Raw genomic sequence first — 15,306 nt, forward strand, 5'->3', positions numbered from 1 at the left:
CTTTGGTCGACTGCACTGCTTCGTTCCCGCGGGACCTGCCTCCGGTCACGGCGCGCCATCCAGAACCCGGAGTGCGTTGGTGCGGAGCTCTTCCAGTACGTCACCGAGTGCGTCGGGCCCCGACACCGCGAGGCCGGGCAACAAGCTCATCAGCGCGGTGGTGAGGGCAGAGTCCGGGTCAGGGAGTGCGGCAGCCATCGCATCACTGATCGACGACAGCACCATGAACGTTACCTGCGCATCCTGATGTGCGGCCGCCACCGCATCCGGCTGTGCGGCCGTGGCACGGGCGACCAGATCGGGGAGCGAGACGGCGCGTTCGGCGTCGGCGATGTCACCGGCCGCCGCCTGTTCGGCCGCGGTGACGATGTCGATGTCGCCCACCAGCACCTGCGGGTTCTCCGACACCTCCTCGAGTACTCGCAGGTACCGCTGCGCATAGCTCTCGACCGTGTTTTTGGTGAAGATGTCGGCGGCGTAGATCAACTGGCCCGTCATTGAATCAGCGTCCTTTGCTGCCGGTGCACCGAAGTCGTTCGGGAACAACGTGAGCTGGAGATCCACCTTGGCTGGGGTCAACTGCTCGGATACCGGTGCGATCGTCATCGAGTCCATGTCGAGCGAGGGGATGGTGAAGTTCTGGTAGGCGAACATCACCTGATAGATGGGGTTGTAACTGGTGGGCGGAGAGGAGAGAACAGATGACACGATCGTATCGAACGGGATCTCGGCGTTCGCCATGTCCGCCAGGTCCTCGTCGCGGACCCGCTGTAGGAGCTCGGCGAACTTCTCCTCGTCTTGGAGCCGCGACCGCAGGGCCAGGGTGTTGACGAACATGCCGACCACGCCGTCGAGTTCGGGCTGACCCCGCCCGGCGAAAGGCGTGCCGATCACGATGTCGCGCTGGGTGGTCAGCCGACTCAGGAGCACCACCAGAGCGGTCTGCATCACCATGAACAGTGTCGCGTTGTGCTGGCGCGCGACCGCCTCGAGCTTGTGCACCAGGCCGCCGTCGATGTCGAACCGCACCTCCTCGCCGACGAAGGACGGCGTCCGCGGGCGGGGACGGTCGGTCGGCAACTCCAGCCGGGCCGGCGCGTTGTGGAGCCGATCGGCCCAATAGGCGAGCTGTCGGTCCGCCTCGGTCGTGCCGTCGGGCCCGGGAACGGCGAGGGACTCCTGCTGCCACAGCGTGTAGTCCAGGTACTGAACCGCGAGCGGTTGCCACTCCGGCCGGCGACCGGCCACCCTCGCCGAGTACGCGGTCATGACGTCGGTGGCCAGAGGGAGCATCGAGGCGCCGTCCGCGGTGATGTGATGCACGACGAAGACCAGGATGTGCTCGGTCTCGGTGAGCCGCAACAACATCATCCGCAGCGGCGGGGCGATCGTGACATCGAAGCCACGGCCGGTGAACTCCGCGATCACCGGCACGGGGTCGCCGTCGACGTCGACGACGCTGCGCTCGAGCAACTCGAGTGCCGCGTCCCGGTCGAGCACGAGCTGGATCGGCTCGCCGTCGACCAGCGGATAACGCGTCCGCATCGACTCGTGGCGGTCGATGAGGTCCTCGATGGCGCCGCCGATCGCGTCGGTGTCCAACTGCCCCGACAGGCGCAGCGCCATCGCGACGTTGTAGGCGGGCGACGCCGGATCGGCGCGGTTGATCAGCCACATCCCGCGCTGCACCGCCGACAGCGGCGCGCGGTCGCCGTGCGTGCGTGCCGCCAGACGCGGACGGCGCGAAGGGGTTCCGTGGTCGCTGGCGAAGGTTGCCATGGCCTGCACCGACGGCGCGTCGAACACCGCGGCGACCGGGATGTCGACCTCCAGGTCGGCGGACAACCGGGCGGCCACCTTGGTCGCGCTCAGCGAATTGCCGCCGAGGTCGAAGAACGACTCGGCCACGCTGATCCCGTCCACGCCCAGGACATCGGCGAAGACCCGCGCGATGATTCGTTCGGTCTCCGTGCTCGCCGGCACGAACTCGGCGGTCTCGATCACCGGTGCGGGCAGCGCCTTGCGATCGACCTTGCCCGCCGAGTTGAGCGGCATGGTCGGCAGCGGCATCCAGATCGTCGGCACCATGAACTCCGGTACGGTTCCGGTCAGATGCGACTGCGCCTCGGCCGGGGTGACGGAGTCGGGCGAGTAGTAGGCCACGAGACTCTGTCCGGCCGCGAGGTCGGCGACGGTGACCGCCGTGTGGACGATGCCCGGCACCGACATCAGCGCCGACTCGATCTCACCGAGCTCCAACCGCTGACCGCGCAACTTCACCTGGAAGTCGTTGCGGCCCAGGTATTCGATCTCCCCTGCCGAGCTCCACTTGCCGAGGTCGCCGGTCCGGTACAGACGCGATCCGGGCGGGCCGTACGGGTCGGCGACGAAGCGCTCCGCGCTCAGCCGGCCCTGCGACACGTACCCGCGGGCGAGCTGGACACCACCGAGGTAGATCTCGCCGGGCACACCGACCGGAAGTGGCCGCAGCCGGTGGTCGAGGATGTGGATCGTCGTGTTCGGTACCGGCCGCCCGATCGGGACGACGGTCTCCGAACCGCGGACGTTGTGCTCGGTGACGTCGACGGCCGCCTCGGTCGGTCCGTACAGGTTGTGCAACCCGACCGCGGGCAAGGCGGTGCGCAGCCCACCCGCGGTCGAGGCGGTCAGGGCCTCCCCCGAGGTGAACACCTGGCGCAGTGAGCTCAGTTCGGCCAGACGGTCCGCACCGACGACGTCGAGGAACGTGGACAGCATCGACGGCACGAAGTGCAGCGTCGTCACGTCCTCGCCCTGGATGATGTCGACGAGGTAGGACGGGTCGCCGTGGCCACCGGGCACCGCGACCACCAGGCGCGACCCGGAGATGAACGGCCAGAACAGTTCCCACACCGACACGTCGAAGGTCACCGGCGTCTTCTGCAGTACGACGTCACGCTGGGTGAGCGTGTAGTACTCCTGCATCCAATCGAGGCGGTTGACGATCGCGCGATGCGACACCACGACGCCCTTGGGTCGTCCGGTGGAGCCGGAGGTGAAGATCGTGTACGCGGCATTCTCGGGACCGAGCGGCCCGCGACGCTCGGTCGAGGCGAACGGCGCGGCGTCCGAGTCGACCGCGGCCGCGGCGTCGACCACGGTGACCGTGACGCGATCGGCGAGGTCGTCGACCACCGCGGGGCGACGCCCCGGTCCGACGAGTACGCGCCGGGTACCGGCGGTCTCGAGCATGTAGTCGGCGCGATCGACCGGCGCCTCGGTGTCGAGCGGCACGTACTGCCCGCCGGCGAGGACGATCGCGTGCACCGCGACCAGCAGCTCCACCGACCGCGGGATGCACACCGCCACCGCGACATCGGGACCGACACCGTCGTCGATCAGCTGTCGTGCGAGCGCCGTTGCACGAGAGGCGAACTCGCCGTAGGTGACCTCGCGGTCGGCGAAGACCAGTGCGACTGCCTCGGAGTCCTGGCGGTACCCGGTCAGCAGCGCGGCCGCGAGATCGGGCGCGGTCGGCTCGCGACGGGCGCCCTGCGACCAGCCCCGAACCGTGTCCACCTCGGCCTCGGGGAACGCGAACAGGTCGTCGACGCGCAGCGCCCGGCCGGCGTCGTCCGCCTCGAGCGACTCCGCGATCGTGCCGAGTACGTCGTGGAGGTAGCGCGCGAACCGTTCGACGGTGGACTCGTCGAAGAGATCACGCGCATATCCGAAGGCCACCGAGATCTGCCCGGCGTGGTCGCCGGTGTCGGCGTACTCGACGACACTGAGTGAGAGGTCGTACTTCGCGAACGGTGCCCGCGCGTCGATGAGGCTGATGCCGGCCTCGTCCTCGAAGAGCCGCTCGACCTGATCGTGCTGCATCACCAGCTCGACCTGGAACAGCGGCGAATGTGCGGTGGAACGGCGCGCACCCACCGCGTCCACGACCTGCTCGAAGGGCACATCGGCGTTGCTGAGTGCTTGCGCGCGAGTGTGATTGGCCTCGCTCAGCAGACTGTTGAGGTCGGTGTCGGGATGCACCCGCGTGCGGAGCACGAGGGTGTTGACGAACATGCCGATCAGGTCGGCGAGCTCCGGCTCGTCCCGGCCGGCGATGGCGGTGCCGATGGCGACATCGTCGCTGCCGCTGAGACGCGACAACACCACGGCGAGCGCGGCGTGGAAGATCGCGAAGACGGTCACACCGTGCTGCGCGGCCACCGCGTGCAGCCGGGCGACGGTGTCGGCGTCGAGGAGGGTGTCGACGTAACCGCCCGCACCGGACGGCCGGATGGGTCGCGCGCGATCGGTGGGCAACGAGATGAGTTCGGGCATCCCCGCCAGTTCGGTGCGCCAGAAGTCGAGCTGCGCCGACATGAGCGAGGTCTGGTCGGCGGCCTCCCCCAGAACCTCGCGCTGCCACAGCGCGTAGTCGGCGTACTGCACCGGCAGCGGGCGCCATGCCGGCTGCTCGTGGGCGAGTCGCGCGGCGTAGGCCGTCAGCACGTCGGTGATCAGCGGCCCGAGGGAAGCGCCGTCGCCGACGATGTGGTGCATGACGACGATCAGGACGTGATCGAGCGTTCCGTCGGTGGCCACGGCGCGGAAAAGTCGTGCGCGGACCGGATATTCGTAATTCAGGTCGAACCCGGTCACGGCGAAGTCGGCGAGCCTGCGCTCGGTGTCCGCGGGTGCCACGTCGACCACGTCGAACAGCCGGGCCGCGGCCGCCGCCTGCGCCGAATGGATGAACTGGTAGGTCTCCCCGTCCTCGTCGGGGAACGTCGTCCGCAACGGCTCGTGTCGTGCGATGACATCATCGATCGCCGCGGCGAGCGCGGCGGCGTCGACGTCGGCGCCGAGCCGCACCGCCCCCGGGATGTTGTAGGCCGGCGAGGTCGGGTCCAGCCGGTTGATGAACCAGAGACGACGTTGGCTGAAGGCCAACGGAATCCGGTCCGGGCGCGGCTGCGGCACCAGCTCCGGCCGGCGCGCGGCGGCGTCGTCGGTCACCGGTGTCGCGACCCGGATGATGTCGCCGAGGCTCTGACTCTCGAAGACGTTGGCCAGCTTGATGTCGAGCCCGACGACGGTACGCAGGCGCGACGCCAGCCGGGCAGCGGTGAGCGAGTCCGCGCCGAGGGCGAAGATGTTGTCCTGCAGCCCGATCGGCTCGATGTCGAGCAACTCTTCGACGATGGCGACCACTTCGCGTTCCCGCGGAGTCGACGGCGCGACGTAGGCGACCCGTTCGTCACGCGCGAACACCGGCGCGGGCAGCGCCTGCCGGTTCAGCTTGCCGTTCGCGGTGAGGGGCAGCTCGTCGATCAGCATGACGGTGTCGGGCACCATGTATCCGGGCACATGGGCGCGGACCTGCTCGCGGATTTCGGCTTCGTCGAGCTCGCAACCGTTTTCGGCGACCGCGTAGCCCACCAGTTTCGCCCCGCCGACCGATGCCGCGTCGGTGACGACCGCAGCGGCCGCGGCGACGCCGTCGACGGCACGCAGCGCCGTCTCGACCTCGCCCAGTTCCACACGGAATCCCCGCAACTGCACCTGGGTGTCGGCGCGCCCCAGATACTGGACATCGGTACCGATCCGCCGGCCGAGATCGCCGGACCGGTACATCCGCTCGCCGGTGCCGTACAGGTCGGCGACGAATCGGGTCGCCGTGAGGCCGTGGCGGTTGCGGTACCCGCGCGCGAGTTGTCCGCCGACGACGTAGATCTCGCCGACCGCACCCTCGGGCACCGGACGCAGGCGGTTGTCGAGGACCCGCAGGCCGAGCGAGTTCAACGGACGGCCGATGAGGCTCGCACTCTCATCGCGCACCAGATCGGGATCGAGCGGACGGTAGGTCACGTGGACCGTCGTCTCGGTGATGCCGTACATGTTGACGAGTTCGATCTCGTCACCGAACGCCTCGTACCAGTTGTGCACCTCGTCGAAGCGCAGCTCCTCGCCACCGAAGACGATGTAGCGCAACGCCAACGACGTTCCCGTCCGGCGCCGGACGTCGGCCACGATGCTGAACGCCGAAGGCGTCAGGGACGCCACGGTGATCTGCTCGTCGGCGAGCAACTGCAGGAACTCGGCGGGCGCGCGGGCGACCATTCGGTCCACGATCACGGCACGACCGCCGGTGAGCAGCGGGCCGAAGATCTCCCACACGGAGAAGTCGAAGGCATAGGAGTGGAAGACCGACCACACGTCCTCGGGCGTGAACTCGAAGTCGGCGGACGCCGCGTCGAGCAGCATGGCGACGTTCCGATGAACGATCTCGACACCCTTGGGCGCCCCCGTCGATCCGGAGGTGTAGATGACGTAGGCCGTCGCCTCCGGGGTCCGCGGGCCGCGCGGTACCGGGACCGCGGCGACTTCCGGAGTCCCCGCCTCGTCGAGGAGATGTCCGGCCTCGACGACCTCGCACTCCCCCGCCCACCCGGGCCGATCGCCGTCGGAGACGATCAGGCACGCCGGCGCGGCGTCGTCGACGATGTAGCGCAGACGCTCTTCCGGATTGCCGGTGTCGAGTGGCAGGTATCCCGCTCCCACCTTCAGAACGGCCAGCATCACGACGACGAGACTCGTGTCGCGCGCCGTCGCGACGCCGACCAGGTCGCCTGCTCCGATACCGCGAGCGTGCAACGATCGCGCCATCGCGTCCGAGCGGCTCGCGAGTTCGGCGTAACTGAGGGTCGTGCCGCCGGCGTCGGAGACCGCGCCCCGGTGACGATGAGCGGTCGCGACCTCGTCGAACATCTCGACGAGGGTCGGCGTGGTCGCCCGCGGTCGTGGCTGTGGAAGTGCCTCGAGCAGACGGCGATCGGTGTCCACGAGCAGGCCGACGTCGGCGACGGGGGTGTCGAGTGCCTCCTCCGACAGGAACCGGTCCAGGAAGGTCAGGAATCGCTGGTGCAGAGCGTCGAGTTCGGCCGGTGCGTACAGATGTGGGTTGCCGTGCAGGTCCACGACGAGCGGTGCGCCGGGGCTCGACTGGTACAGGTTGATCAGCAGATCCTCGAGGATGCCCGAGGTCAGGATCCGGTACTCCATCTCGGTGCCGTCGATGGCGACCTGCTCGTCGAAGAACACCATGTTGATGGTGGGTCCGAACGAGACCGAACTCTGATCGAGACCGGCGTCGCGGCGGATGTCGTCGGAGCGGTAGCGCTGGTGCCGCAGTGCGCCGGTCAGTTCGAGCTGCGCGGTCTGGATCAGCTCCCGCACCGACTTCGAGGCCACCTCACGCAACCGGATCGGCAGGATGTTGGACACCATGCCGCCGGAGATCTTGATCTTGGCGGTGGCCCGGCCGGTGACCGGGAGGCTGAGGACGATGTCGTCGTGGTTGCTCATGCGCGCCAGGAACGCGCCGAACGCCGAGGTCATCAGGACGGCCAGCGAACTGTTCAGCTCACCGGCGAGGGCCTCGTACCGGCGTTGCCGGTCCGGGTCGAGAGCTGCACTGGCCACGACATTGTCGAATGACAGCGAACCGGTGGTGCCGACCTTGGACAGCGTCACCCGCTCCGGCAGGTCCGCGACGCGCTCGAGCCAGTGCGCGCGGTCGGTTTCGCGCCGGGTGCTGCCCTGGTAGGCCTCTTCGTACTCGACGATCCCGGCCATCGTGGCCGGCGCCTTGTCGCGCGGCTCCTCGCCCCGCCGGAGCGCGTTGTAGCGGTCGACGGTCCGACGCATTATCGACAACGCGGCATAGCCGTCGATGATGATGTGGTGGGCACGGTTGTACCAGAACGTGCGCTCGTCGGAGATCAGCAGGATCGAGACGATGATGAACTGGTCGTTGAGGAGATCGACGGGTTGCCGGTACTCGGCCTGCATCCACGCCGTCGCGGCCGCAACCGGGTCCGGCTCGGACCGGAAGTCCAGGATGTCGACGGTCTGATCGAAGTCGACATCGACGTACTGCATCGGGATGCCGTCGATCTCGGTCAGACGGACGAACGGCGACTCAACGAGTTTGCCGACCTCCTCACAGCACCGCGCGAAGAGGTCGATGTCCAGTCCACCCGGCGCGTGGCGGATGTCCACGTACTGAGCGATGTTGACCGAGTACTCGGACGACAGCGACTCGGCGAACCACATGCCGCGCTGCGCCGCGGTGAGCGGAAGAACCTGAATGGTCTCGTCCACCTCACCCGGCGTACCGGCACGGTAATCGGCGATTGCCACGTCCTCTGAACACTCCCTCGTTAGTCCTGCAGTCGATCAGGACCTCGCACGATCCCGGCCGGTGAACCATCGAACGCACCATTCCGAACGCCTACACAAGTATTCGATCCTATTTCACTTACGGGTGGGTGCCGCGCCCGGGAGCGTCGGGTGACGCCTCTATCTATCGTGCATGGTAGGGGCACCGTTACAGCGGAACCGTCAGCTCATCGACTTACCCACCAGGTGAAATAGCAATCCCCCTTTCGCGGTCCGATGTCAGCGGTTACGACACTATGGTCTTTTTCCCGTTCCAGAGTGCAGCACCACGCTCGAATGGCCCAAGTCGCGTCGAAGATCGACTCATCGATCGCGCGCGGCTTTCCGATAGCCGCGCAGCGCGGGATAAATCGACAACGAGAGAATCACCACAACCCAAATCGTCACCTTCGTCAGACTCTCGGTGAGGGGCCCCCGGCCGCGAGATTGCGCATCGCATCGATCGCCGGCGTCATCGGCTGGTTGGCGACCACGGGTTGCAACCACGACGGGTAGGCGTCGATCGGGGAGAATCCGGAGTTGAAGAACATCAGCAGGCTCGAGAACAGGCCGAGATAGGGCACCAGCGGGGCGCCCGGGCGCGTGTTCACCGCCAACGCAAGGGTCATGCACGCAAAGGCCGCACCGTAGGCCAGGGCCACCAGAACGAGTCCGATCGCGGGCCCCAGCCCCTGAGTGAACCGGAAACCGATGAGGTGCCCCGCCACCAGGAGCGCGATCGTGGTGAACAGAATCCGGATCATCTCCGACGCCACCCGCGACGTGAGGTCCGCGGCGCGGTTGATCGGCAGGACATACAGGCGCGCCAGGAGCCCGGTCGAGCGCTCCCGGTTGAGGCGCGTCGCCGAGGCGATCGACCCGAACATCGCGGCGACCAGGATCACCAGCGGCACCGTGCCGAACGCGGAGTTGCGTCCGGTTGCCGCGCCGATCGTGTCACCGAGAACGACTTTGAACATGACCATGCTCAGCGCAGGGAAGAGCAGCGACTGCACGAGTGTGGGCCAGTCCCGGACATAGACCTTGACCTGCCGTCCGACCAGTGGTCGGGTGTGCGCCAGCCACCCGCGCAACGACCCCTCGAGGGCGGGCCCCGACCCGGTTCCCGCCGGGTCCGCCAGCCCGATGGCGTCGTCGTCTACGGGGACAGTCGTACGCGTGGTCATGTCCGGATCCTCCGATTACCCACCGCGAGCAGCACGACTGCGGCCGCCGCCAGTCCCACGCACCACCACACCGAAGGGCGGAGCAGGTCCCATGTCGCCACGCCGTGGTCGAGCGCCCTCATCGATGTGGTCAGCTGCGAGATCGGCTGATTGCGGACGAAGGGCTGTATCCACTCGGGGAACTCCGACAGCGGCACAAAGCCCGTCGAGAGCATTCCCAGGATGAGCGTAGGGAGAGCCATCGCCTGGCTGGTCGCCTCGGGCGTGCGGGCCACGAGGCCGATACCGTCTGCAAGAAGCGCTATCAAGATGCCGACGAGGCCGGTGAGTGCGAAGAGCGCGATCGTGTCGATCGGGCCGCCTTGGGGTCGCCAGCCGATCACGAGGCACGCCACCGCGCCGCACACCAATGAGACGGCGAGGAGCGATGCGTTGGTTGCGGTACGAGCCAGCATCGGGACGACCGCGGGCATCGGCAGAACACGGAACCGCGTGTTGATCCCCTCGGCACCGTCGAATGCCGACCGCATGGCTGCCGACGACGCGGCGAAGCCGACTGATTGCAGCAGGATGATGGGCATCAGGAACTGGCCGTAGTTCATGCCCGGGGCCGAGTCCATGAGGCTGCTCAACGGGAGATAAAAACATACCGCGAGAAACATCGGTGAGATGAAGGCGAAGACCGCCTCGCCGTTGCGGAAGACCTTCGAGACGCCGCGCCCGGTGAGCGCCCACCACTGCTGGACCGGACGCGTCCGCGCTTCCAGGGGCGGCAGCTTCGACTCGACCGACGACGTCGCGCCGATCGGCCGGGCCGCGCCCGACAGATCAGCGGTCACGACGTCGGTTTCCGGTCGCGGCGCGGATCGGTGAGCGCCAGGAACACCTCGTCGAGCGACGGTCGTCGCATCGCGACGTCCGACAGCGCGATTCCCGCTTCGGACGTCCGTCGGATGACCTCCACCAGGGTCTGCGGGCCGCCGGGGGCCGGCACCGCGACGACATGGGTGTCGACCGAGGAGTCGGCGGGTTTCGGCTCGAGGTCCGACAAAACCAACCGCAGCGCCGGGAGGTCGGATGCGTGGGCGGGTGTCACTTCGCAGTACGCGGCTCCGATTGACCCTTTCAACTCGTCCGAGGTGCCTTCGGCGACAACGCGTCCTTTGTCGATGACCACGATGTTGTCCGAGAGGGTGTCGGCCTCTTCGAGGTACTGGGTGGTCAACAAGATCGTCACACCTGACCTCTTCAGGGTCTCGACGAGCGACCACACCTCCTGGCGACTTCGCGGATCGAGCCCCGTGGTGGGTTCGTCGAGGAACACGACCTTCGGCGACGTCACGAGTCCGCATGCGATGTCGATCCTGCGTCGCATGCCGCCGGAGTACTTACCGACCTTCTTCGCACCGGCATCCACGAGCGAGAACGTGTCCAGCAGCTCGTCCGCGCGGGTTCGGGCCGCCTTCTTTGAGAGCCCCAGCAACCGGCCGAAGAGTATGAGGTTCTCCCGGCCGGTGAGCGACTCGTCGAGGGCCGCGAACTGACCGGTCAGCATGATGGATCGCCGGACGGCCGCCGCTTCGTGTTGCACATCGTGCCCGCACACCGACGCCGACCCGCCGTCGGGTTTGAGGAGCGTACACAGCATGTTGACCGTCGTGGTCTTGCCCGCGCCATTGGGTCCGAGGATGGCGACGATACTCCCGGCGGGAACGGCGAAGCTGACGTCCTCGACGGCGACGGTCTCCTTGAAAGTCTTGCGCAGATTCGACACCACGATCGCGGGCGGCGATGACGAGGGAGCCAGCACCGGCGCCTGCCGGTCGCCCGGTTGCGCCGGCTCGCGCAGAGGAGCCACCCGGGGCGTCTGGACGGGCTGGGCCTCACCGAACTCGGTCGGTGAGGTAAAGGGTTCGGGCGATGTGGAGGGTGTCGGCGATCCGAACGGAGCCGTCGGCTCGAAGGCGGCCGGTCCCGGGTCTGCGACCCGTTCGGTCATGGGCGTCTGCCACTGCCCCACTGCCCCGGCCGGCGACCGCGTGATCGCGGAGGCTGAGCTCCCCGCGCCTTTGGACGAGCGTTCCGCGACCGACTCCTCGGCGGGCGGCGACTGGCCGTTGGTTTCCGCGGCTACGGGGCCGTCACGTTCGGCGCGCCAACGCCGTAGCTTCTCCTCGACCGGATCGGGCAGGCCGAAGGGGTCGGCGAGGTCGTCGGGGCCGCCTTGAGATCGGCGATGCCGTGGCTCGTAGGCGGCAACGCGCTCGGTGGCCTCGGACATGTCTTCCTATCGCTCGATGGACATCGTGGAATCTCGCAACCAGCCTAGCGTCAGCCGAGGTCCTCGCGAGGTCGTCCGCACAGCCGCCGGGTGACGTCGTCTTCATCGTCGCGCCCCGCCGAATAGTTAGCCTTGCGCTGTTTTCCCAGCCCACCACCGCCTCAAACCGGCGGCATAGCGACTCATCGCCCGCCGGACGGCGGGGTGATGGATACCGTCCCTGAACGACAACAGTTCGATGTTCCTCCGGCGCGTCGTGGTGTGTCTCGAGCGTCCATGGGGGTGTTCATCGCTCGAGCCGTCTATCGTGCAGTTCGTGGACTCATCTTCGGGCAAACACATCCGACAACGAACGCGGGAAGTGCTCGAACAAGTGATTCCTTCGGACCACGGGGCGGCGCTCCTCGATTTCCCGAATCACGCAAACGCCGGCGATGCTCTCATCTACCTCGGGGAACTGGCATACCTCGCGGACATAAACTGCACCGTTCGCTATTCTTGCGTTTACAACACTTACGACAAATCAGTCATGGACGGCCGGGCTCCCGAGGCCGCCATTCTTCTACACGGCGGGGGCAACTTCGGAGATCGGTATCCGACCTTCCAGAAGTTCCGCGAACAGGTTATTGCCGAGAACGCGGAACGCACGATCGTGCAGATGCCGCAGACGTTCGAGTTCGCCGAATCCAAATTCTTGACGAATACGCAACGCATCTACGCTGAGCATCCGAATCTGACGATCCTGATCAGGCACCAGCACGACCTGGAGAGAATCTCCGAGCTTTTCCCGTACAACCGAGTTCTGTTCTGCCCCGACACGGCCTTCGGCGTCGGCCCGTTGCAGCCGACTCGAACTCCAGACCACGCCCTTGTCATCGTGAAACGAGTCGATGGCGAATCAGCGCAACCGTCCGGCAGCCTCCCGGCGAGCGTGACACACGATGCGTTCGTAGATGACTGGCGACCAATGTGGCTGGGTAACGCTTGGCGCTGGGTTCCGCGGTCGCTGTTCATCGTGGCGCTGAGCACTCGCCCAGCCCTGAGGGGCGCCATCGCCGGATGGAGTCAGCGATCGTTCGAGCGCCAAGCTCAGATCATCGTCGACCAAGCGGTGAGCACGTTGTCACGCGGGCGCGTCGTGGTCACCGATCGACTGCACGCCGGCATCTTCGGCTTGCTCATGGGCAAGCCCGTTGTGCTTGTCGACAACGCGAACCGCAAACTCTCCGCCGCCTATCAGGACTATCTCGCGAATCTCGGCTCGGTCGAGATCGCCGGAGACTTCGTCTCCGCCATAGACACTGCACGCACCCTCTCGGAATCGAACTGAGTAACGACGGCGACTGCGCGTGATGTCGCTCGATTCCATTAGTGCGTCAAACTAGCCACCAGTCGCGCGCGGACAATTCAAATGCCCTCCACGACACGTCCTTTCGCACGCGTCACCGTAGTGGTAATGTCCGTTGCCAGATTGCCCGGCGGGCCTATGCCCGTGCGTCAACGGCAGTTTTCCCCGCCCTCGACAGAAGGTCTGTATCAACCGTGCCCACGCTCAGCGTTGTGATTCCCGCTTTCAACGAGGAGGAAAACCTCGGGCCGTGTCTGGACCGGTTGCTGGCCCAGACAGTACCCATCGACGAAATAATTGTTGTCAACAACTGCTCGACCGACCGAACCGTCGACATCGCCGACGATTATGCAACGCGGCACGCCTCGGTCCGGCGGATCGACGAGCCGAGGCCCGGAATTCACGTAGCACGCCGTTGCGGACTGGACAATGCGACTTCCGAGATCCTCGCGAAGGTGGACGCAGACACAAGGGTCCCGGCGCTCTGGGCTGAGGTCGGTATACGGTTCTTCGACTCGAACGCAGACGGGGGCCCCGAGACCGCCGCACCACGCGATGCCAGCACAGACACCGACAGCCCAGCCGCCAAGACCGGCAACTTCGGCGCTTTGACCGGGCCGTTCCTGATGCACGATGCTCCGATGTACGAGCGGCAACAGCGCATCGCCACCAAGAGCTACCGCAAGTTGGCCAACGGCGGCCCCATCCAATCCGTGCATGGTCCCGCGTACTTCATCAGGGGCGACGCTTGGAGGACGATCCGAGACGACCTGCACGACCACGACCCTATCTGGGAAGACCTCGACATAGGACTCGCATTGCAGAATCACGGTCTAGGCGTCTATTTCGATCCCAGGCTGCTCGCGGACTCGTCCTGCCGGCGTCTCCGGTTCACCCCTTGGAGGAACATCCGGTACGCGCTCGGCGGCATCCACACTGCACGGGCGCATGGACAGCGCAAAGTGGCTGCAGCGATGGCGCTGAATCTACCATTCCGCCTCGCAATGTACGTCTACTTCTGGCTCCTCCTGCGACCTTGGGACAACGAGACCCGTACGTGGCGGCCCTACCGCTTTTTCCGCAGCGCATGAACGCGGCGACCGATGACGGCTACGCGTCGACGATGTCGGTCCGGTCGCTCGTGTCAAGCGCGACGCGCATCGGCGCCGAGATCACCGGACCGAACGACCGGTCGTTCACGGTCGTCACCGAGGCGAACTACACGCTGAACTCATCTCCGACACCGTGGCTGTCTGCAACACTGCCGGCAGCGATGAAAGCCAACATGAGCTTGACCCTGGCCGGCGACGTTGATGAGGCGGCTCTCGACAACTCGAACCGCGCTCAGGATGTTCTGTCGATGTGGTATCCGCGCCACTATCCCCGTGTCGTGGTCGAGGCTCAGACGACGCCGGCGTCCGCTGACCGCGCATCTGGGGTCGGCTGCTTCTTCAGCGGGGGCGTGGACAGCTTTTATTCCGCGTTCACGCGGAGCGAACAGATCACCCACCTGATCTTCGTGCACGGGTTCGACATTGCAATCGACGACGCCGAACTCGCGGCCGAAGCTTTGCAGGCTGCACGTGCGGCGGCCGCCGAAATCGGTAAGCCATTGATCGAAGTACGAACCACCCTTCGATCAGCATTCGGCGATCCACTGGAACTCACGTGGGGCCACATATATCACGGAGCAGCCCTCGCCCACGTGGCCAATGCACTGTCCCCGCACCTGGGCACGGTTATCGTCCCGTCTTCGTTTAGAACAGACCAATTGCACCCATGGGGGTCACATCCCGATTTGGACTCCGCCTGGTCGAGTTCGACAATGACCATCGAGCACGACAACGTTGATGTTGGACGCTTCCAGAAGATACGCGCGATCAGTGACTCTTCGATTGCGATGAAACACCTGCGTGTCTGTTGGCAGAATCGAGACGGCCGATTCAATTGCGGTCGGTGTTCGAAGTGCTTGCGCACGAAATTAGGGATCGAGATCGCCGGCGCTCAATGCATGACACTTCCAGGCAGCCTGGATCCCAAAGCCATCCGACGAATGTATGTCGACCAGACCGAGAGAATGTTCCTTCGCGAGGCTCTCACCGAACTCCGCGAGGGAGATCTCAACGCGCCAGAACTCGAACGCGCTGTGCGCTCAGCCATTCGCCGCAGCTATGTGTTGCAGTACTTCGCCCGAGGCTGACCAAACCATGCCAAGGTACTGATCAGCAAACCCGACTAGTCGAGACCGTAGTATCGCGACGTGGGGCAGTTCAGGGAAGAGTGGTCAGACA

At 66.2% G+C, this 15,306-nt stretch carries 6 protein-coding genes and 1 pseudogene; 3 read left to right on the top strand and 4 right to left on the bottom strand.

Going from position 1 to position 15,306, the window contains the following annotated elements:
• Positions 1-45 precede the first annotated feature (45 nt).
• The 4 genes and pseudogenes from MVF96_RS18280 to MVF96_RS18295 form a co-directional block, all read right to left on the bottom strand.
• Positions 46-8,181 (bottom strand): amino acid adenylation domain-containing protein, encoded by an 8,136-nt coding sequence (locus tag MVF96_RS18280; RefSeq protein ID WP_247449968.1) that lies wholly within the window; start codon positions 8,179-8,181, stop codon positions 46-48.
• 342 nt (positions 8,182-8,523) lie between these two features.
• Positions 8,524-9,386, bottom strand: a pseudogene (locus tag MVF96_RS18285) (ABC transporter permease).
• A complete protein-coding gene (locus tag MVF96_RS18290) occupies positions 9,383-10,192 on the bottom strand; it encodes an ABC transporter permease (protein ID WP_207624960.1) in 810 nt (269 codons plus the stop codon). The pseudogene MVF96_RS18285 and the gene MVF96_RS18290 overlap by 4 nt, the downstream one beginning before the upstream one ends.
• 29 nt (positions 10,193-10,221) lie before the next feature.
• Complete coding sequence (locus MVF96_RS18295) at positions 10,222-11,667, bottom strand: ATP-binding cassette domain-containing protein (protein ID WP_247449970.1); 1,446 nt, start codon at positions 11,665-11,667, stop codon at positions 10,222-10,224.
• Between the two features lie 316 nt (positions 11,668-11,983).
• Between MVF96_RS18295 and MVF96_RS18300 the strand changes: the two genes are divergently transcribed.
• The 3 genes from MVF96_RS18300 to MVF96_RS18310 all read left to right on the top strand — a co-directional run bounded on the left by MVF96_RS18300 (position 11,984) and on the right by MVF96_RS18310 (position 15,215).
• Positions 11,984-12,997: a polysaccharide pyruvyl transferase family protein gene (locus MVF96_RS18300; protein ID WP_242697057.1), complete on the top strand. Its 1,014-nt coding sequence runs from the start codon at positions 11,984-11,986 to the stop codon at positions 12,995-12,997.
• A 212-nt stretch (positions 12,998-13,209) separates the two neighbouring features.
• A complete protein-coding gene (locus MVF96_RS18305) occupies positions 13,210-14,106 on the top strand; it encodes a glycosyltransferase family 2 protein (RefSeq protein ID WP_165629700.1) in 897 nt (298 codons plus the stop codon).
• Complete coding sequence (locus MVF96_RS18310; RefSeq protein ID WP_242697056.1) at positions 14,073-15,215, top strand: hypothetical protein; 1,143 nt, start codon at positions 14,073-14,075, stop codon at positions 15,213-15,215. Before MVF96_RS18305 ends, MVF96_RS18310 begins: the two co-directional genes overlap by 34 nt.
• Positions 15,216-15,306: the final 91 nt, after the last annotated feature.

The sequence above is a fragment of the Gordonia hongkongensis genome (assembly GCF_023078355.1).
Lineage (GTDB): Bacteria > Actinomycetota > Actinomycetes > Mycobacteriales > Mycobacteriaceae > Gordonia > Gordonia hongkongensis.